The sequence below is a fragment of the Bradyrhizobium sp. CCBAU 45394 genome, from assembly GCF_028128655.1.
GTDB classification, from domain to species: Bacteria; Pseudomonadota; Alphaproteobacteria; order Rhizobiales; family Xanthobacteraceae; genus Bradyrhizobium; species Bradyrhizobium diazoefficiens.
The window spans coordinates 493,679-512,928 of the sequence record NZ_LBIX01000176.1 but is presented as its reverse complement, the minus strand read 5'-3'; the positions used below and the strand labels follow the sequence as shown (position 1 = coordinate 512,928).

Annotated in this window: 19 protein-coding genes; 11 read left to right on the top strand and 8 right to left on the bottom strand. The window is 65.3% G+C overall.

Features of this window, described 5'->3' with window-relative positions; genetic code table 11:
• Positions 1 to 84 precede the first annotated feature (84 nt).
• From WN73_RS39845 to WN73_RS39820, 6 genes are all read left to right on the top strand, one after another.
• On the top strand, positions 85 to 480 hold the full coding sequence (locus WN73_RS39845; RefSeq protein WP_028173966.1) for a (R)-mandelonitrile lyase: 396 nt from the start codon (positions 85 to 87) through the stop codon (positions 478 to 480).
• A 39-nt stretch (positions 481 to 519) separates the two neighbouring features.
• Positions 520 to 1,515 (top strand): aldo/keto reductase, encoded by a 996-nt coding sequence (locus tag WN73_RS39840; protein WP_028173967.1) that lies wholly within the window; start codon positions 520 to 522, stop codon positions 1,513 to 1,515.
• A 42-nt stretch (positions 1,516 to 1,557) separates the two neighbouring features.
• Positions 1,558 to 2,322, top strand: a complete 765-nt coding sequence (locus tag WN73_RS39835; RefSeq protein WP_028173968.1) for an SDR family NAD(P)-dependent oxidoreductase — start codon at positions 1,558 to 1,560, stop codon at positions 2,320 to 2,322.
• Positions 2,323 to 2,557: 235 nt separating this feature from the next.
• A complete protein-coding gene (locus tag WN73_RS39830) occupies positions 2,558 to 2,767 on the top strand; it encodes a cold-shock protein (RefSeq protein WP_028173969.1) in 210 nt (69 codons plus the stop codon).
• A 202-nt stretch (positions 2,768 to 2,969) separates the two neighbouring features.
• On the top strand, positions 2,970 to 4,094 hold the full coding sequence (locus WN73_RS39825; protein ID WP_271557934.1) for an acyl-CoA desaturase: 1,125 nt from the start codon (positions 2,970 to 2,972) through the stop codon (positions 4,092 to 4,094).
• A gap of 233 nt (positions 4,095 to 4,327) precedes the next feature.
• Complete coding sequence (locus WN73_RS39820) at positions 4,328 to 4,564, top strand: hypothetical protein (protein ID WP_271557736.1); 237 nt, start codon at positions 4,328 to 4,330, stop codon at positions 4,562 to 4,564.
• Positions 4,565 to 4,626: 62 nt separating this feature from the next.
• On the opposite strand, the gene WN73_RS39815 is transcribed toward WN73_RS39820, so the two are convergent.
• The 3 genes from WN73_RS39815 to WN73_RS39805 all read right to left on the bottom strand — a co-directional run bounded on the left by WN73_RS39815 (position 4,627) and on the right by WN73_RS39805 (position 9,296).
• Positions 4,627 to 5,847, bottom strand: coding sequence for a GGDEF domain-containing protein (locus WN73_RS39815; RefSeq protein ID WP_271557735.1), 1,221 nt, complete (start codon positions 5,845 to 5,847; stop codon positions 4,627 to 4,629).
• A gap of 84 nt (positions 5,848 to 5,931) precedes the next feature.
• On the bottom strand, positions 5,932 to 7,434 hold the full coding sequence (locus WN73_RS39810; protein ID WP_271557734.1) for a class I adenylate-forming enzyme family protein: 1,503 nt from the start codon (positions 7,432 to 7,434) through the stop codon (positions 5,932 to 5,934).
• Positions 7,435 to 7,457: 23 nt separating this feature from the next.
• Positions 7,458 to 9,296: an extracellular solute-binding protein gene (locus tag WN73_RS39805; RefSeq protein WP_271557733.1), complete on the bottom strand. Its 1,839-nt coding sequence runs from the start codon at positions 9,294 to 9,296 to the stop codon at positions 7,458 to 7,460.
• A 260-nt stretch (positions 9,297 to 9,556) separates the two neighbouring features.
• Here WN73_RS39805 and WN73_RS39800 point away from each other — a divergent pair, with 260 nt between their 5' ends.
• Positions 9,557 to 10,381, top strand: a complete 825-nt coding sequence (locus WN73_RS39800) for an invasion associated locus B family protein (RefSeq protein ID WP_060912200.1) — start codon at positions 9,557 to 9,559, stop codon at positions 10,379 to 10,381.
• Between the two features lie 77 nt (positions 10,382 to 10,458).
• Here the strand turns inward: WN73_RS39800 and hspQ are convergent, their stop codons facing one another.
• Entirely contained in the window at positions 10,459 to 10,791 is a 333-nt protein-coding gene (gene hspQ, locus WN73_RS39795) for a heat shock protein HspQ (RefSeq protein ID WP_011087359.1), read from the bottom strand.
• Between the two features lie 106 nt (positions 10,792 to 10,897).
• Between hspQ and WN73_RS39790 the strand changes: the two genes are divergently transcribed.
• Positions 10,898 to 11,851, top strand: coding sequence for an AEC family transporter (locus WN73_RS39790; RefSeq protein ID WP_271557732.1), 954 nt, complete (start codon positions 10,898 to 10,900; stop codon positions 11,849 to 11,851).
• Between the two features lie 6 nt (positions 11,852 to 11,857).
• On the opposite strand, the gene WN73_RS39785 is transcribed toward WN73_RS39790, so the two are convergent.
• The gene (locus WN73_RS39785) at positions 11,858 to 13,042 is read right to left on the bottom strand and encodes a UbiH/UbiF family hydroxylase (protein WP_271557731.1); all 1,185 of its coding nucleotides are present in this window, start codon (positions 13,040 to 13,042) and stop codon (positions 11,858 to 11,860) included.
• Positions 13,043 to 13,129: 87 nt separating this feature from the next.
• Here WN73_RS39785 and pcsA point away from each other — a divergent pair, with 87 nt between their 5' ends.
• The 3 genes from pcsA to WN73_RS39770 all read left to right on the top strand — a co-directional run bounded on the left by pcsA (position 13,130) and on the right by WN73_RS39770 (position 15,686).
• Positions 13,130 to 13,897: a phosphatidylcholine synthase gene (gene pcsA, locus WN73_RS39780; RefSeq protein WP_028173978.1), complete on the top strand. Its 768-nt coding sequence runs from the start codon at positions 13,130 to 13,132 to the stop codon at positions 13,895 to 13,897.
• Positions 13,894 to 14,619, top strand: a complete 726-nt coding sequence (locus WN73_RS39775; protein ID WP_271557729.1) for a TerC family protein — start codon at positions 13,894 to 13,896, stop codon at positions 14,617 to 14,619. The genes pcsA and WN73_RS39775 overlap by 4 nt, the downstream gene beginning before the upstream one ends.
• A 92-nt stretch (positions 14,620 to 14,711) precedes the next feature.
• Positions 14,712 to 15,686, top strand: a complete 975-nt coding sequence (locus WN73_RS39770) for a quinone oxidoreductase family protein (protein WP_028173980.1) — start codon at positions 14,712 to 14,714, stop codon at positions 15,684 to 15,686.
• 125 nt (positions 15,687 to 15,811) lie between these two features.
• Here the strand turns inward: WN73_RS39770 and WN73_RS39765 are convergent, their stop codons facing one another.
• From WN73_RS39765 to WN73_RS39755, 3 genes are all read right to left on the bottom strand, one after another.
• Entirely contained in the window at positions 15,812 to 17,008 is a 1,197-nt protein-coding gene (locus tag WN73_RS39765) for an acetylornithine transaminase (RefSeq protein WP_011087353.1), read from the bottom strand.
• A gap of 267 nt (positions 17,009 to 17,275) precedes the next feature.
• Positions 17,276 to 17,917, bottom strand: coding sequence for a hypothetical protein (locus tag WN73_RS39760; protein ID WP_271557933.1), 642 nt, complete (start codon positions 17,915 to 17,917; stop codon positions 17,276 to 17,278).
• Positions 17,918 to 18,043: 126 nt separating this feature from the next.
• Positions 18,044 to 19,192 (bottom strand): tetratricopeptide repeat protein, encoded by a 1,149-nt coding sequence (locus tag WN73_RS39755; protein ID WP_271557727.1) that lies wholly within the window; start codon positions 19,190 to 19,192, stop codon positions 18,044 to 18,046.
• Positions 19,193 to 19,250: the final 58 nt, after the last annotated feature.

Below are 19,250 nucleotides of genomic sequence, written 5' to 3'. Positions count from 1 at the left end.
GGATTGGCCATGCTGGCATCGTCGCACGCGGGCTTTGCGAGGGCCTCGGACGAGACTGGCCCGACAACGGGAAGGCAAGCAACTATGGATATCAAACGCAACGGCTCACGCCCCTCCGGCAAGGGCCCCGAAGCATGGTTCTCCGGCACGGTCCGTGTCGATCCGCTCTTTCAGCTGGGTGACCCGATACGTCTGAGCGGCGGTCAAGTAACTTTCGAACCCGGTGCCCGAACCATGTGGCACACCCATCCGCTCGGCCAAACCCTGATCGTCACGTCCGGCCTGGGCTGGGTGCAAAGCGAGGGGGGACCGATCGAGGAAATCCGCCCCGGCGACGTCGTCTGGTTTCCGCCCGGCGAGAAACACTGGCACGGCGCCACCGCGACAACCGCGATGACGCATATCGCCATCACGGAATCGCTCAACGGCAAGAATGTCGACTGGATGGAGCGGGTCAGCGACGAACAGTATCGCAAGTGATTGCGTGCTGGTGCGAGCGGCACGCCGAGGAGATTGAACATGCAGATGCGCGAGCTTGGCGATAGCGGCCTTGCGGTTTCGGCCATCGGCCTCGGCTGCATGGGCCTGAACTATCATCGTGGCCCGGCGCCGGAACGTCACGAGATGATCGTGCTGGTCCGGGCGGCGGTGGAGCGCGGTGTCACCTTCTTCGACACTGCCGAGGTCTACGGCCCGTTTACCAACGAGGAACTCGTGGGCGAGGCGCTGCAGCCGGTCCGGAAAGACGTCGTCATCGCGACCAAGTTCGGCCACGATCTCGGTCCCGCCGACGCGCGGCGTTCTGGCGGGCTCAACAGCCGCCCCGAACGCATCCGGCAGGCGGCCGAAGGCTCGTTGAAGCGGCTGCGGATCGAGACCATCGACCTGTTCTATCAGCACCGCGTCGATCCCAATGTCCCGATCGAGGACGTCGCCGGTGCGGTCAAGGATCTGATCGCCGAGGGCAAGGTCAGGCATTTCGGCCTCAGCGAGGCCGGCGCCTCTACCATCCGCCGTGCGCACGCGGTCCAGCCGGTCGCGGCGATCCAGAGCGAATATTCCCTCTGGTGGCGTCAGCCCGAGACGGAGGTGTTGCCGGCTTGCGAGGAGCTGGGGATCGGCTTCGTTCCCTTTAGTCCACTGGGCAGGGGCTTCCTCACCGGCAAGATCGACGAGACCACCAGCTTCGGCGGCAATGACAACCGCGCCGGCTTGCCGCGCTTTACGCCCGAGGCCCGCAAGGCGAACCGGCCGGTCGTCGACCTGCTGGCTCAGATCGGTGCCCAGAAACGTGCCACGCCGGCGCAGATCGCATTGGCCTGGCTGCTGGCGCAGAAGCCGTGGATCGTCCCGATACCCGGCACGACCAAGCTCGGCCGTCTCGACGAAAACATCGCTGCGGCCGCGGTCGCGCTGACACCCGACGATATCAGGCACATCGACGCCGCGGTCGCGCAGATCACCATCACAGGCGACCGCTACCCGCAGGCGGAAGCTGCACGTACGCAGCGCTGACGGCACGTACGACGACCCGACAGATCGACAGGAGAGATATCCATGAACATTTCATTCGAGGGACAGGTTGCGCTGGTGACCGGCGCTGCATCCGGGCTGGGCCTCGCCACGGCAAAGGCTTTCGCGGAATCCGGGGCGTCCGTTGCACTGGCGGACTGGAACGAGGACGCGGTGCGCGCCGCGGCAGGCGAGCTGGTCACCCGGGGTCACAAGGCCATCGCCATCCGCTGCGACGTCTCCAATGACGCGCAGGTCGAGGCCATGGTGGCGCAGACCGTTTCCGTCTTCGGCAGGCTCGATGCCGCCTACAACAATGCGGGCGTCCAGAATGTCCTCGCAGAGACCGCGGACACGACCCGTGAGGACTACGACCGCGTCATGGGGATCAATCTCCGCGGCGAATGGAGCTGCATGAAATTCGAGCTGCAACAGATGCGCAAGCAGGGCAGCGGCGCGATCGTCAATTGCTCGTCTCTCGGGGGACTTGTGGGAGGCGCCGAGCGCGGCATCTATCACGCCGCCAAGCACGGCGTCCTTGGCTTCACCAAGAGCGCGGCGCTCGAATATGCGGCACGCGGCATCCGTATCAACGCCATCTGCCCCGGGCTGATCTGGACACCGATGGCCGACCAGATGGTTGCCGCAGGCCAGGGCGATGCGCTCAAGGCCTTGGAGAAGAGCGTGCCGATGGGACGGGTCGGCCGTCCCGAGGAAATTGCGAGCGCGGTGTTATGGCTCTGCAGCGACGCCGCCAGCTATGTGACCGGCCAGTCCATCTCGGTCGACGGCGGGTTCATCATGCGGTGAATACAGCGAACCCGGAGGCCGCCAACCGGACATATAGGTCCGAAAACAGCGACATATGGCCCCTTGCGGAATGCCCGAACAATAGCCATACTCAATCCATCGAGTTTCGGCCGAACGACTTGGCCTCGCCGCTGATAAGCGTGCCTGACTGACGACCCTCCCTCCAGATCTCGAATTCGCTAACTGTGCTCTTGAGCGCGGTTCCAAAGACTTATCTATGTTAAAGGACGACCCCATGAATACGGGAACTGTGAAGTGGTTTAACGGCCAAAAGGGTTTCGGCTTCATTCAGCCGGACCAGGGCGGCCAGGATGTTTTCGTTCATATCAGCGCAGTTGAACGCGCCGGCATGAGCACCCTCAACGAGGGCCAGAAGGTTTCCTTCGAAATCGTCGCGGACCGCCGGACCGGCAAGTCTGCTGCGGAAAATCTGCGCGCCGTCTAGGCTACCGCAATCGGTACTATGTTGCTTTGACCACGGATGTACTGGCAGAGCTTCTGGTTCTCTCGACCCGCGACTGGTTTACCGGCCGCGGGTTTTTTTACATCGGTTGCGGGTCGGCCCGCCCATCGAAACAGCTGAGGTCGCGAGCGTGTCTATCAATATCGATTCAGGCCAGGACTCAGATCAGGAACACGACGACGTCATGTATCCGCAGGTCCTGCCGTTTGTATTGATCCACGCGGGATGCCTCGCGGCGATCTGGTCGGGCGTCTCGTGGCAAGCCGTTGCAATCTGCGTTGCCCTGTATTGGCTGCGCATGTTCGGCATCACTGCCGGATATCACCGGTACTTCTCGCATCGGGCTTACGCCACAAGCCGGGCGTTCCAGTTCATCCTTGCCTTCCTTGCCCAGAGCAGCGCCCAGAAAAGCGTGCTTTGGTGGGCTGCCAAGCACCGCCATCATCATCTTCACTCGGATACGGCGCAGGATGTGCATTCGCCCCGGCACAAGGGCTTCGTGTACAGTCATCTCGGCTGGATCTTTTACCGGCAGCACGATGCGACCGACCTCGTGAAGGTATCGGATCTGGCGTCGTATCCCGAGTTGATGTGGCTGCACCGGCTGGAGCTGTTGCCGGCGGTCGTGCTCGCGGGTCTGTGCTTCCTGATTGCCGGGTGGTCGGGGCTCGTGGTCGGATTTATGTGGAGCACCGTGGTTCTGTATCACGCGACGTTCTGCATCAACTCCCTCGCACATGTTCACGGACGCAGGCGGTATGTGACCGGCGACGATTCCCGCAACAACTGGCTGCTCGCCCTGCTGACCATGGGTGAGGGGTGGCACAACAACCATCACGCCTATCAGGCCAGCGCCCGGCAGGGCTTCTACTGGTATGAGGTCGATCTAACCTACTATGCCCTGGTCGCCTTGTCCTGGCTCGGGATCGTCTGGGATCTGAAGTTGCCGCCCAGGCAGGTTCTGCGCAATGAGCATCGTTTGGGATCGCGCGTGGTCAAGCAAGCGGCCGAGCAGCTCGCCGCTCGCTTTGATCCCGAGCACATCGCGCTGGCGATCAGAACGTCGATCCACGAGACTGAATTATCGGTCCGGGACGCGCTCAGTCTGCTGCAGCACCGTGCCGACTTGCGCCTGTCCAGCATGCCGACCCGCGAGCAGTTGCTGGCTGAGGCGCAACGCATGTTCGCCAAGACCATATCCCTCGACGATATTGTCGACCGCGCCTACGAACTCCTGCACGATTCTGTCGGTTTTCTCCTGGCCACGCCCGCTCTATCGGCCAAGACGAACGCGAAGAGTGGCATTTAGCGCGAGCATCCCCATATAGGGGTATGACCAATTGGCAGAAGTCGAGTCCACGGCAACCACCCAAGACGAAGGCTGAGCTTCGCGAGATGCTGACTGAGGCAGTCCGCAACACGCAGCCCAGCCGCGAGTCGAATCGCCCAGCGAAAGCCAGGAAGATCGCGGCCGGGATGGCCCGCGCCGATCAAGCGTCCGCGGTCACCGCACCCGTTCGCTGAGCCCCGAGAAGGAGCTGCATGCGCAAGTTTCCCAAGCCCACCGAGCAAGAGCTCAAAGAAGGGCCCCAAGCCGTGTCCTTTCAGATCGCGAACGGGAACGCGCGGCAAACCTGTATTTTGCAAACCACGCTCCCAACCAAGGCGCAGGCGCAAAAATACCTTCTCGCGAATTGGCCGACCGTCGAAAAGATGGCTCGCGACGCTCTCGCGATGGGAGCCGTTGAGGACGGCCAGATCAAGCTCATGATGACGTGAGCGTCCGAGGCCCGACGGCGGACATCAAGACGCGTATTGGATTATTGAACGCTGGCGAATGACTACGACGCCGCGCGCGAGGCGTCGGCGGACAGCCGCGCCAGCAACGACCTGGCCGTATCCGACGACGACAGCGAGTCCACGCTGACCACGGGATCGCTGCGCATCTCGTGCTTGCCGTTGGAGGTGTGCCGCATCACCGCGGAGAGACGGCGGGCGATCATGTGGGCGGTGCGGAAGTCGGTCTCGGCGAACACGACGATGACCGAGCCGTCCTTCTGCGCCGCGCCGAAATCCATCTGCCGCATCAGGCGGCTCAGGATGCGCGCAGCATCCAGTTGTGCGCGGGGATTTGAGGGATCGAAGGCGAAGCGCGCCACCGACAGGCCGCCGCCGCGGGCGAGCGTCTGCTCGACCGCCCTGGAGAAATCGCGGGCAAAGGCTTCCGTCGTGAGCAGGCCGCTGCGCGGATCGAGCCAGCCGCCGGCGTCGATCGAGCGCAGCGTGCGGCTCAGTTGCGCTTCCATCGCGTGCTGGCGGATCAGCGGCAGCGCGTTGGCGGCGACCTTCGCCGGCTCGCCCGGAATAAGCTCGAGATTGGGCAGGTCGTACGTCTGCACGAGCTGGTGTGCGGTCACGACCACGGGCAGGCTGCGGAAGCGGGTGTCTTCGGCGAGCACCGTGAGGAAGGCGTCGATGACGCGCGCGGTAAAACCTTCCGCGAGCACGACGCCATCGATATCGCGAGTGTTGAGATGCTTGGCTGCGGCCTCGATCGAGAGCGCGCCGATGACACCGACGCGCTCACCAAGCGCGACGGAGAGTGCGGGATAGGCCGCGCCGCGGCCGATCAGGAGCACGGTGGCATCGCGCGACGGGTCGCTCTCCGGCAGCGCGACCTTCGCCTCCGGCAGCCGGCGCAGCACGGTGGCATGAAGGGTACGCACGCGCAGCGCGGCGCGCAGCCGCGCGCTCAGGCGGTCGGGATTGCCGCGCGAGGAGAAAGGCAGGGCGTTGTGAGGCAGCGTGCCCGCCGCGTCCAGGGCCACGAAGGGCAGGTAAAGCGATTGGTCGGCGATCTTCCTGGCGAGCAGCGCCAGATACGGCTCATATCCGCTGTTCATTGCGGCGAGAACCGCGGCCGGCTGCACCTGCTCGACCGCGCGCACCGCGCTGGCCCAGTCGGTGTCGACCACGGGGAAGAGACGGGCCTCGTCCAGCGCCGCAACGAAGGCGGGGCGCTCGGCATTGGACACAAAAAGGATCGGGCCCGCCTGGGACATCGCAAACTCTGATCACGCGACAGATGCTGCGCAATCTAGTTTGGCCGCCTTAATGCAGCGTCAACGAATGGGTCGAAAGTGCGCCTAGGCCGCCCCGGAGCGGTCGCGAAATGCCTCAACCATCAGGGGGTTAAGCCCAAGTTCGTTGAGCGCCTCGCGGGCGCGGGCATTGTCCTGGGCCCGGCCCGCCAGCCGGTGACCGGAAAGGCGGTCGGGCAGCGCGGTGAGCAGGGCGCCCTGGCCGAGCCGGCGCGCCCATTCCTGGAGGTCGTTGGAGAGGAAGCGGTAGCCGCCGACGGCCATGATGCCCGAGGGCGGCGCGGTGATGCAGATCGCACCGCTCGGACGGTCGAGCCGCGCCGCATAGCCGGTGTCGACATAGTCGCGCGGCGGCTGCGCGATCAGCGTCTCGCCGACCGGCTGCGGCGGGGCATAGGCCGCGATCGGCACCATCGCCCCGCGCAGGCCGAGTGTGCCCTTCGGCGTCAGCAGGATCTCGCCGGCGATGGAGGAGCCGGACTGTTCGCGCGGGGCGCCGTGCGGCCCCGGCATCACCGCAACAGGCATGCCGTCCTCGCCGCGGCGGACGCCGAACAATCCGGCCTCGCCGAACAGATAGACGTCGGTCAGCGGCGCATGCGGCGCGATCCAGGCATCGCTTGCCGCCACCTGTTCGGGCGCGCGCCACAGGCCGATAACGTTGCGTAAGGTAGGCATCCGCGCCGCCAGGTCGGAATCGCCGAGCCGCAGCGCGAGCTGCGCGGGCGCGATCAGCACCTCGCATTCATGCTCGTTGATCTGCTGCTCCAGCACGTCGTTCTCGAACGGATGATGCAGCGCCAGCGCGCCGCCCGAGAGCAGCCACACCGCGAGCGAGGAGGCGAGGCCGGCGAACGACATCGGCGTGAACGCCGCCATCACGGTTGCGCCCTGCTTGATGTCGGCCTCCAGCGACATCGCAAGGCCCCCGGCGATCAGGCTGAAATGCGGCCGCGGCACCGGGCGAAAGCCTTCCGCCGTGACGTCGAAGGAGATCATCGCCGCCTTGCGGCCGTCCTGGATCACGGCGCGCGTGGTGCCGGGCGGGCGGGCCAGGACCTCGTCGAGCGAGGCCATGCCTTCGGGCAGGTCGGTGCCGAAGCCGCAGACATGGCGGATCGAGAACGCCTCGGCCGCAGCGTGCATCGCGAGGTCGGCATAGCTGACGCCGTCGACCTTGCTCATGGTGACGATGGCGCGCGCGGCGGTGCGGTTGAGCGCAGCGGTCAGTTCCGCGTGGCGCCAGAGCAGCGGCAGCACGGCGACGACGAGACCGGCGCGATGGGCGGCGAGCACCGTCAGCACGAACTCGACCGTGTTCGGCAGCTGGATTGCGATGACGGAATTGGCCGGCAGGCCCGATTCGACGAAATAGGCCGACAGCGCCTCGATGGCGGTATCGGCCTCGGCATAGCTCAGCCGCCGCGGCTGGTGCCCGGTCACGCGCGCCTTGTTGAGGGGGTCGAGCAGGGCGGTCGCGTGCGGCTGCCGCATCAGCGTGCGCTGGAACAGCGTGTCGAGCGTCGGCGATACGGCTGGCTGGTTCACGGCGTCACTTCGCTTGACTGGCCCTAAGGCTCACCCTTCGACCACCAGGTCTCCGGCAGGTAGCCGGACAGCGCAGTGGCCTTTGGCCGTTCTATCCGATTCCAGCGCGCGATCCATTGCTCGGATACGTTAAACAGGGGGATTGTGTAGAAGCCCGCGATCAGGGCGCGGTCCAGCGCGCGCACCGCCGAGACGAAGGCCGTATGTTCACGGGCCTCCAGCAGGGCGGCGATCATGGCGTCGACCGCCGGATCCCTGGCGCCCATGTAGTTGCGGGTGCCCGGATTGTCGGCGGCGGCGCTGCCCCAATAGAAATACTGCTCGTTGCCGGGCGACAGCGACTGGTCCCAGCGGTTCTGGATCATGTCGAACTCGTAAGCGAGCCGGCGCTGGTCGAATTGCACGGGATCGACAGACCGTACGCTCGGCTCGATGCCGGCGCGCCTGAGGTCGCGCTGGAAGGCGAGCGCGATGCGTTCCTGGTCGCGGGTCGTGACCAGGATCTCGAACGTGAAGGGCGCCTTGGTCGTGCGGTTGCGCAGCACGGTGCCGTCGAGATCGTAGCCGGCCTCCGACAACAGTTTCAGCGCGGCGCGCAGCGTGGCCCGGTCGCGGCCGGAGCCATCGGTCACCGGCAGGCGGTAGCTGCCGTCCATGACATCGGGCGGAATCTGTGCGGCGAACGGCTTGAGCAGCTCGCGCTCGCGCGCGTCCGCAGGCCTGCCATAGGCCGACAGGTCCGAGCCGGCGAAATAGCCGGCGACGCGCGAGTAGAGCGAGAAGAAGTAGTTGCGGTTGACCAGCTCGAAATCGAACAGCAGCGTCAGCGCCTTTCGCACGCGGATGTCGGCGAACATCGGACGGCGGGTGTTGAAGACCAGGAATTCCGAGGGCTGCGGCACGCCGGGCTTGACGGTGTCGCGGATCACCTCGCCGCTTTTGACGGCCGGAAAATCATAGCCGTCGTGCCAGCGCAGCGGCTCGTTCTCGACGCGGAAATCGTAGAGGCCGCGCTTGAAGGCCTCGAACTGGCCGTTGGCCTCGCGGAAAAAGTCGAGCCTGATCTCGTCGAAATTGTAGAGGCCGCGATTGATGGCGAGGTCGCGGCCCCAATAGTCGGGATTGCGCTTGAGCGTCACGCTGGCGCCGGGCCGCACCGCGGTGACGCGATACGGGCCGGAGCCGACCGGCCCGGTCAGCGTCGTCTCCTCGAAGGTCGCGACATCGACCGCGTGCTTCGGCAGGATCGGCATCAGGCCGAGGATCAGCGGCAATTCCCGGTCGTTGGCGCCGGTGAGGTCGAAGCGGGCGGTGAGAGGATCGGTCGCCTCGGCCCTGGCGACCTTGGCATAGTATTGCCGAAGGTTCGGTCGGCCGTGGTCGCGCAACAGCTGCCAGGAGAACAGCACGTCCTCGGCGAGTACCGGCTTGCCGTCGGAGAACCGGGCGCGGGGATCGAGGCGGAACGTGACGTAGCTCCGCTCGTCGTCGGTCTCGACCGATCTGGCGAGCAGGCCGTAGAGCGTGAACGACTCATCCTGGCCACGCGCAAGCAGGCTTTCGACCACGTAGCCACGGATCGGCTGCACCGCCAATCCCTTCACGATGAACGGATTGAGGCTGTCGAAGGTGCCGAGCATGCCCCAGGTCAGCCGGCCGCCCTTGGGCGCATCGGGATTGGCGTAGGGCATGTGGGTGAAATCGGCGGGCATAGCCGGCTTGCCGTGCATGGCGATGGCATGGGCCTCCTCGGCCCGTGCGCTGGCCGGCAACCCGGCGCCGAGGGCCATAACGAGGGCCGAGGCGAGGATGATGCGATGGCGGATGCCGGGGCCCTCGAGAAGGCGTTGGAACATGAACATCGGCACACGTTGATTCGAGGACCGGCGGACCTGAATCCTATCACAGGGAATTTGGTGGGGCGCTGGCGCCAGAGTGACCAAAGACGCTTGTCGGCATTGATCTTTTCGTCGGCCACGTTAAGAAGGCGGGCAATCGCGCAAGAGCGCCGAGCCCGTCACTTATCCGCCTCATTTGACGGGGAGAGAGCCGCGCCCAAGGCGGCTTGGTTCGGCGCTTCGGAGCGGTTCGGGCACTTCCCGTTCAGAAAGGGTTTTCTGCAATGAATTTCCGTTACTTGGCCGCGTCCGTCCGGCCGCGCGGGCGACTTCTCGCCTTGTTGACGGCGACGGCGTTGGCCGTTCCGTTTGCCGCCGAGGCCCAGACCCCGGCGCCGGCCCCCGGTGCGCCCGCCGCGCCCAAGGCGGCCCCGAAAGCTGCTCCCAAGGCTGCGCCGAAGGCTCCGGCACCGGCCGCTCAGGCGCCCGCCCAGCAGGCTCCTCCCGCCGCGGGCGCGCCGGCGCAGCAGGGCGCAGCCCAGCCGGCAGACCAGCAGATCCAGCTGATCTACGCCCCCTGGACCAAGTTCTGCCTCAAGGGCCAGGACGCCAACGCCAAGCAGGTCTGCTTCACCGGCAAGGACGGCCGCATCGAGTCGGGCCAGCCGGTCATCGCCGCCGTCATCATCGAGCCGGAAGGCGAGCCGAAGAAGATCCTGCGCGTGACGTTGCCGCTCGGCATGCAGCTCGTGCACGGCACCCGCATCATCGTGGACAGCAATGCGCCGTTGCAGAGCCCGTACGTGATCTGCTTTCAGAACGGCTGCATGTCGGACTACGAAGCGACGCCCGAGCTCATCGCCAACATGAAGAAGGGCCAGAATCTCGTTGTCCAGGCGATCAACGCCAACGGCGCGCCGCTGACGCTGCCGCTGCCGCTCGCCGGCGAATTCCAGAAGGCCTATGACGGTCCGCCGACCGATCCGAAGGTGTTCGAGGAAACCCAGAAGAAGCTTCAGGAAGAGCTTCAGAAGAAGGCGGACGAGCAGCGCAAGAAGCTCGAGCAGAGCGGTGCTGCGCCCGGCGCGGCTCCGGCCGGCCAGAAATAATCGGGACCAGATCCCTGACATGAAAAAGGCGCTCACTCCGAGCGCCTTTTTTATTGGCTGCTTGCCGGCGGCTTAACTCAGTTCAGCGACGGATTGCGCGGGCGGTAGCCGCCGCCCTTGTCCTTGATGAAGATCTCGGCGACCTGCGAATGGCGGATCGGCTCGCCGGATTCGTCGGGCAACAGGTTCTGCTCGGACACGTAGGCGACGTATTCGGATTCCGCGTTCTCCGCGAGCAGATGGTAGAACGGCTGGTCCTTGTGGGGCCGCACCTCCTCGGGGATCGACAGCCACCACTCCTCGGTGTTGTTGAATTCCGGATCGATGTCGAAGATCACGCCCCGGAACGAGAAGATCCGGTGGCGAACGACCTGTCCGATCTGAAATTTCGCGGTCCGCGCTTTTATCATTCCCCGTCGATAGACCAGGATTGTGGCCGATGCTAGTGGCCTAACTTCGAATTAACGTCCGCTTAAGGGGCAGATAGCTCCCAAGTCTTCAGAAGAAACTTGAGAAATGGTCGATATCCTCAATCTGGCGCTACCGTATTTCGGCTTGATCTTCGTCGGGTTTGCCTGCGGCAAGATCAAATCCCTGCCGGAATCGGGCCTGGCCTGGATGAACTTCTTCCTGCTCTACGTGTCGCTGCCGGCGCTGCTGTTCGCGATCATGTCGAAGACGCCGTTTGCGGAGCTGAACAACCCGCCGTTCCTGGTCGCAACCACGCTGTCGACGGTTACGGCGTTCACGCTGGCGCTCGTCGTCGGCAAGGTTCTCGGCCGCCTGACCCTGCGCGAGGCGACGCTCGCAGGGCTCTCCGGCGGCTACGGCAACATCGGCTATATGGGGCCGGGGCTGGCGCTCGCCGTGCTCGGGGCGAAGGCTTCGGCGCCGACCGCGCTGATCTTTTGCTGCGACAGCATCTTCCTGTTCACGATCGTGCCGCTCCTGATCGAGCTGTCCGACCGCGATCATCCCTCGATCGTCCATGCCTTCGGCGTGGTGCTGAAGCAGATCGTGCTCAACCCGCTGATCATGTCGGCCTGTTTTGGCGCGGCGGTGGCAGCGCTGCATATCGAGCTGCCGGTCGCGCTCGACCGCACCATCACATTCCTCCAGAACGCTGCAGCCCCGACCGCGCTGTTCGTGCTCGGCGTGACCGTGGCGCTCCGCCCGTTCGACCGGGTGCCGTGGGAGGTGCCCGGCGTGATTGCGGTTAAGCTCCTGGTCCATCCGCTCGCAGCGTTCGGCCTGATGCTGGCGTTCGGCCCGTTCGCGCAGCCCTGGGCCGCGACCGCCGTGCTGATGGCCTCGCTGCCGCCGGCGCTCAACGTGTTCGTGATCGCCCGGCAAAATGATGCCTGGATCGAATCCGCCTCCGTCGCCGTGCTGCTCGGGACCTTCGCGTCGGTGGTCACGCTGACCAGCGTGATGTGGGCGATCCAGACCGGCCGGCTGGCGTTTCCGTGAGCGAGCTTACCGCCGCCAGGTCGGCGTCAGCCCCTCCCGCATGGCGAAGCGCCGGAGCGGGCCGATGGCGCCGAGCAGGTGCATGCCGACGGCGCGGACCGGCTGGAGCGGCAGGAAATCGTTGAGCAGGGAGCGGTTGGCGATGTCGATCGCAAAGGTCCGGCTCAGGATGTCGGGCCGCCGGGCGCGGTCGTAGCGCTTGAGCACGTCGGGCGCGCCGGGATCCTCGCCCGAGGCGATGGCATCGCCCGCAAGCCTGGCAATGTCGGCGGCATCGCGCAGGCCAAGGTTGAGGCCCTGGGCGCCGATCGGGGGAACCACATGGGCGGCTTCGCCGACCAGCGCGATGCGGTCGCGGCCGAAGGATTTCGGACGTTCGATCGCGAGCGGAAACAGGTTGCGGCCGGGCTCGACCGTCATGCGTCCCAGGATGGAATGCGACTGCTTCTCGATCGCGGCGGACAGCTCGTCGTCGCTTAAGCCGCGGAGGCGTTCCGCTTCCGCGGGAGCCGCGACCCAGACGATGCTGGAGCGGTTGCCGGGCAGGGGCACGAACACGCAGGGCCCGTGGGGCGTGTGGAACTCGGTCGAGACATTGCGATGCGGCCGCGCATGGCCGACGTTGAAGGTGAGCGCGGTCTGCGTCAGGTCGCGCCGCGTCACCGCGATGCCGGCAGCCTCCCGGCACAGCGAATGCCGGCCGTCGGCGCCGACCACGAGGCGGGCTGCGAGGAATTGCGCGGAGGCCGTGCGGATCGCGACATCGTCGGCTTCAATGACGACGCTTTCGGCCTCGTCGTCGAAACGGACGATCCCGGGCAGTTCGGCCGCGCGCTCTTCCAGCGCCAGCATCAGCGAGCGGTTGTCGATGTTGTAGCCGAAGGCGTCGAGCCCGATCTCGTGACAGGAGAAGCGGACCTCCGGCGCCCGGAACAGCCGGCCGGTGTCGTCGACGAGGCGCATGATTTCGAGCGCGGCCGCCTTGTCCTTGCAGCGCGGCCAGACGTCGAGGCTCTCCAGCAGCTCGACGGAGGCGCCTAGCAGCGCCGTGGTGCGGTTGTCGGCATAGGGCAGGCGGCGCGCCACCAGCGCGGTCCGTGCACCCGCCTGCGCCAGCGCGATGGCCGCGCTAAGTCCCGCCGGTCCGCCGCCGATCACGGCTGCGTCAAAGAGTGTCGATGCGTCTGTCATGGAACGACATTTGACACGCCCGGCGGCAAATTCAAGCCCACCTATTTTTCCGTGATTTTGTGGCGAATTGTGCGACCGGGCGCCGCAATGGCTTATGTGCAAACCGGCCTCGTTCTGATAGCAGAAGCCATGGATACCCAGCAGGATTCCCTGAAGCCGAGACCGGCGATGCGCGCCGCGGCCTTCTCGGTGCACGTCTTCACCGCCTTCGGCGCGGCCATTGCGCTGCTGGCGATGCTGGAGGCCGTGCGCGAGCACTGGGCGGCGATGTTTCAATGGCTGGGCGTCGCTCTGATCATCGACGCGATCGACGGTCCGATCGCGCGCCGGCTTGACGTCAAGAACGTGCAGCCGAACTGGTCGGGCGACGTGCTCGATCTCGTGGTCGACTTCGTCACCTATGTGTTCGTGCCGGCCTACGCGATCGTGGCGAGCGGCCTGCTGCTGCCGGTCGCGGCTCCCTTGCTCGGCGTCGCCATCATCGTCACCAGCGCATTATATTTCGCTGATCTGCGCATGAAGGCCGACGACAATCATTTCCGCGGCTTCCCGGCGCTGTGGAACGCGGCTGCGTTCTATCTGTTCCTGCTGCACTGGCCGCCGCTGTGGTCGACGCTGCTGGTCGCGGCCCTCGTGGTGCTGACCTTCGTGCCGTTCCACGTGCTGCATCCGGTCCGCGTCGTGCGGCTGCGCTGGCTGACGATGTCGCTGATCGGGATCTGGGCGGTGCTCTCCCTTTACACGCTGGACATGGACTTTCGCGTCGGTCCCGGCGTGACGCTCGCGCTGTGCGCCATCGCGCTCTGGATCAGCTTCAGCGACGCATTGATCCGCTTCGCAAGATCCTTCGCATGATGCATCTCCTCGCCAGCCCCGAAGCCTGGGCCGCGCTACTCACCTTGACGTCGCTCGAGATCGTGCTCGGCATCGACAACGTGATCTTCCTGTCGGTGATCGTCTCGCGCATCCCGGAGAAGCAGGCGCAGCGCGCCCGCCAGATCGGGCTCGCGCTGGCGCTGGTGTTCCGCATCATCCTGCTCAGCGTTCTGGTCTGGCTGATCGGCCTGACCGCGCCGGTGTTCTCGTTTGCGGGTTACGATTTCTCCTGGCGCGACCTCATCCTGATCGGCGGCGGCCTGTTCCTGATCGCGAAGGCGACGCACGAGATTCACGCCGAGGTCGAAGCCGATGAGGGGGAGGGCGACAGGGCTTCCGGCCGCAACGCCTTCTTCTGGGTGATCGTCCAGATCATCGTCATCGACATCGTGTTCTCGCTGGACTCGATCATCACCGCGATCGGCATGGCGCAGGACATCGAGATCATGATCGCGGCCGTCGTGATCGCCTGCCTGATCATGTACCTTTCGTCGGGGCCGGTGTCGCGATTCGTCGCGGAGCATCCGACCACGAAGATGCTGGCGCTGGCCTTCCTGGTGTTGATCGGCGTCGCGCTGGTTGCGGATGGATTCCAATTCCACATCCCGCGCGGCTACATCTATTTCGCAATTGCGTTCTCGGCCGCGGTGGAGTTCTTCAACGTGCTGGCCAAGCGCAACCGCAGGAAAGCCGGCAAATAGTCGCGTTTGGTCCGTTCCATTCCAAGTCGAGTTGACAAGGTGGTCGTGATGTCTTTGGCTTGCCGCCACGACGACCGAGAGGAGGTCAGTCAATGACCAAAGCCGTCCGTGTGCACAAGGTCGGAGGCCCCGAAGCCCTGGTCTATGAGAGCGTCGACGTGCCGGCGCCCGGCCCCGGCGAGGTGCGCATCCGCCAGCATGCGGTGGGGCTGAACTTCATCGACGTCTATTATCGCACCGGCCTCTACAAGGCGCCGGAGCTGCCTTTCATCGCCGGCAACGAGGCCTCGGGCGAGGTCATCGCGGTCGGGCCGGGCGTCACGAATTTCCATCCTGGCGACCGCGTCGCCTACTACCACAATCTCGGCGCCTATACCGGCGAGCGCAATATCCCCTGGGAGAAGCTGGTCAAGCTGCCCGACCACATCACCCACGAGCAGGGCGCCGTGCTGATGCTCAAGGGGCTCACGGTCTGGTATCTTCTGCACAAGACCTTCAAGGTCGAGCCGCACCATCGCGTGCTGATCCACGCCGCCGCCGGCGGCATCGGCCTGCTCGCCTGCCAATGGGCGAGGGCGCTCGGCGCCCACGTCATCGGCACGGTCGGCTCGCGCGAGAAGGCCGAGCTTGCGGAAGCCAATGGCTGCGACCACGTCATCCTCTACAACGAGGAGGACTTCGTCGCGCGCGTCAAACAAATCAGCCGCAACGAGGGCTGCGATGTCGTCTATGACGGCGTCGGCAAGGCGACTTTCCCGGGCTCGCTGTCCTGCCTGAAGCCGCGCGGCATGTTCGTCTCGTTCGGCAATGCCTCGGGTCCGGTGCCGCCGTTCTCGATCGCCGAGCTCAACAACCACGGCTCGCTGTTCGCGACCCGGCCGAAGCTCAACGATTACGTCGGCACGCGCAAGGAATTGCTGGAAGGCGCCGACACGCTGTTTTCCGCCGTCATCAACGGCAAGCTGCACGTGCCGATCAACCACGCCTACGCGCTGAAGGATGCCGCCAAGGCGCATATCGATCTCGAAAGCCGCAAGACCACGGGCGCGTCGATTTTGAAGCCGTAGCTAACCGTCGTTCCGGGGCGGCTCGAAGAGCCGAACCCGGAATCTCGAGATTCTCAGGCGCGCAATTGCGCACCGTAGTTCGATGCTTCGCATTGCCCCGGAATGACGAGCTTGTGTATGCGCCGCTACGCCACGCGCCTCGCCGCGCCGGCCTTGGTCAAGATCGCGTCGAGGCAATCGATCATCTCGGCGATCTCCGCCCGCGTCACGTTCAGCGCCGGCATGAAGCGCAGCGTGTCGACCTGCGGTGCATTCAGCAGCACGCCGGCTTCGAACGCCTGCGCGACGATGCCGGGCGCGATCGGCAGCTTGAGGTCGAGCGCGAGCAGCAGGCCGCGGCCGCGCACGCCGCCGAGGCCATGCCGGGCCGAGACCTTCTGCAACTCGCTTTCGAGCAACAGGCCGGTCTCGGTGACCGACTTCAGGAAGTCCGGCTTGCCGACCTCGTCCAGCACCGCAAGGCCCGCCGCGCACATGATCGGGTTGCCGTTGAAGGTGCCGCCCTGGTCGCCGTGCTCGAAGCAGGCCGCCCGTTCGGTCGCAAGCAGCGCGGCGAGCGGCACGCCGCCGCCGATGCCCTTGCCGAGCGTCATGATGTCGGGCGCGATGCCAGTGTGCTCGTAGTGAAAGAGCTTTCCGGTCCGGCCCATGCCGGTCTGGATCTCGTCAAGAATGAGCAGCAGACCGTGCGCCTTTGTCAGCGCGCGCAGCTCCTGCAGGAACTGATCGGTCGCAGGCCATACGCCGGACTCGCCCTGGATCGGCTCGAGCATGACCGCGACGGTGTTGTCGTTGATCAGCTTCTCGACCGAGGCGATGTCGTTGAGCTTCGCCTTCTTGAAGCCGGCGACCTTCGGCTCGAACAAGGGCTCGAACGCCTTCTTGCCTGAGGCCGACATCGTCGCCAGTGTCCGGCCGTGGAAGCCGCCTTCGAAGCTGATGATCTCGAATGCGCCGCCCTTGTGCAGGCTGCCGTATTTGCGCGCGAGCTTGATCGCGCCCTCATTGGCCTCCGCGCCGGAGTTGGCGAAGAACACCTGGTCGAAGGCACTGTTTGCGACCAGCGCCTGCGCGAGCTTGAGGCTCGGCTCGTTGTAGAAGGCCGGGCTTGGCGTCAGCAGCCGCTTGGCCTGCGCGGCAAGCGCGTCGGCGATCGCCGATGGCGAGTGACCGAGGCAGTTCACGGCCCAGCCCTGCACGAAATCGAGATAGCGCTTGCGGCTGTCGTCCCAGAGGTAGGAGCCGGCGCCGCGGACGAACACGGCCTTGGGCCGTGCGGTGATGTCCATCAGCGCATCATACGGATGGGTGGCGGTGGTCATGTCGAACTCCTCAGGAGGGGCGGGTGGAAAATGGACGCAAAAAGCAAGAAGGCCGCACTTTGCGGGTGCGGCCTTCTCGAAAACTGGCTGAATTCAGTGCTTCAGCGGCGTCGTCGGACATGGCGCAACCCATCATCGTCGCGGGTGCGACGACGGAAAGCTGCGCGGCGGTTGGTCCGAGAATTGATCATGGGCCGCGTCCCTACAGCCGAAGGGCAGGGCTTGTCAAGCGGGCGTTTCGCGAGATGCCCGCCGAGCGTGCATCGGTCAGGTCGGATGCGCAGCTTCTTCGGCGTCCTCCGCCCCCCAATCCGCAGCCGCAATCGCGCTGTCGATGAGCTCGCCGCGCACCAGCTTGAGCGGGGATGTCCAGTACAGTGCGATGTTATGGAAGGGATCGGTCAGCACCTTGAACACCCATACCAGTCCGGTTGTGACATCGCGCGCGACGAAGAGCTGGATCATGCGCGCAAGTCCGCCACCGACGCCGATCGCGAGCCAGAGCGCGCCGACATGGCGGATGAAGTCGAGACGCGTGGCGGGTGGATCGAACAGTCCGAACAGAGTGGGGAACACGTACAGCGCGAGCGGCGCGCTGCCCCAGACCAGGAGCAGGATGATCTTGCGGGTCTGGTTGTAACCGACCTTGACCGCTTCCTTGTACGCGTTGCTGACGTCGTTGACGGCGTCATAGCCGCTCGGCTCGAAGAAGAAATGCCCGGTCTGCCGCGTCAGCATCGCAAGCCAGCCGACGAGTCCCGCGAGCGCCGGATCTTTGAACAGCAGCGCATAGCAGGCGAGGAAGATCACGGCGCTGAAGAGGTGCAGCGTCTGGTTGACGGTGCTCTGGTGGTAGAAGCGGTAATCGTCGAAGCGCTGCGTGCGCAGCATGTCCGAGAGGCGGCTCATCATCAATCCTCGCTCGCGTTGAAAGCGCGGGCAGAGTTAGGACGAGTCCGTGACCTCCGCGTGAATGCACTATAGTGTCACATTCCGGCGTGCGGTCGTACGCGGCACGATGGTTGCGCAGAGAAATTACTGCACGCCGTAACGGGCGAACACGTCGGCGATGCCGGCATTGATCGCCCTGGCCGCGGCGATGTCGCGCTCCGCGCCGTCGGCGTCACCCGTCCTGCGTTTCGCAAGGCCGCGGCCGTAGAGCGCGCTGTCGAGCTCCGGCTTTGCGCTCAGCGCCGCGTCGTAGTCCGCAATCGCCGCGTCGAGATTGCCGAGCTTGAGGTAGGTGAGGGCGCGGCTGTCCAGCGTGTAGGGATCGCCCGGGCGCATCCGAAGCGACTGCTCGCAATCGGCCAGCGCCTCCTGCAATTGCCCCAGGATCGCGCGCGTCATGCAGCGGGCATTGAACACGCCGGCATAGCTCGCATTGGCCTTGATCGCGCGGTCGTAGTCTTCCAGCGCCCGCGGGTAATCGTGGTCGTCGAAATACATGTTCGCGCGCGCATAGGCGTCGCGGTCGTTGTTCGGCATGAGCTGAAGCGACTTGCCGAAATCGGCCAGCGCCCGGGCCCGCTCGCCCTTGTCGCGGAGGATGCGTGCACGGTTGCCGTAGGCCGGGCCATAGTTGGGATCGAGCCTGATCGCCATGTCGAGATCGGCGAGCGCGCGATCGGCCTCGCCGTGCTCGCGATAGGCCGTGCCGCGATTGAAATAGGCGAGCGCGAATGTCCGATCGAGCTTGATGGCCTGATCGTAGTCGGCGAGCGCATGGGCGTAGTCGTTCTTGCCGATGTAGGAATTGCCGCGGTTGTTGTAGTAGAGCGCGTCATTTGGCTTGAGCCGGATCGCGCGCGTATAGTCGGCGATGGCGTGGTCGCGATCGCCGAGATCGTCATAGGCAATGCCGCGATTGTACCAGGCGATGGCGTCGTTCGGATCGAGATCGATGGCGCGGTTGAGATCGGCGAGCGCACGCTCGGCGTCGCCCTTGCGCCGGAAGATCTCGCCGCGGTTGGCAAGCGCCAGCGGATTGGAGGGATTGGCTTGCAGCACCGCCGAGCAGCCGGCGAGGCGCCGGTCGTCGCCGACCTTGTCGGTGCCGAAACACCATTGCCGCGCCTGGGCGGGTGATGGCGATTGTGCAGCGGCGGGAAGTGCAAGCAGGATCAATGCTGTGCCAATCGCGCACAGCCCGGCCCGGATACCAACCTCGTGATTGTATTTCATCGATAGCCGCGCAGAAACCATTGAGCCTCTGGCGCGTTTGTGATCGAAGGACGCGAAT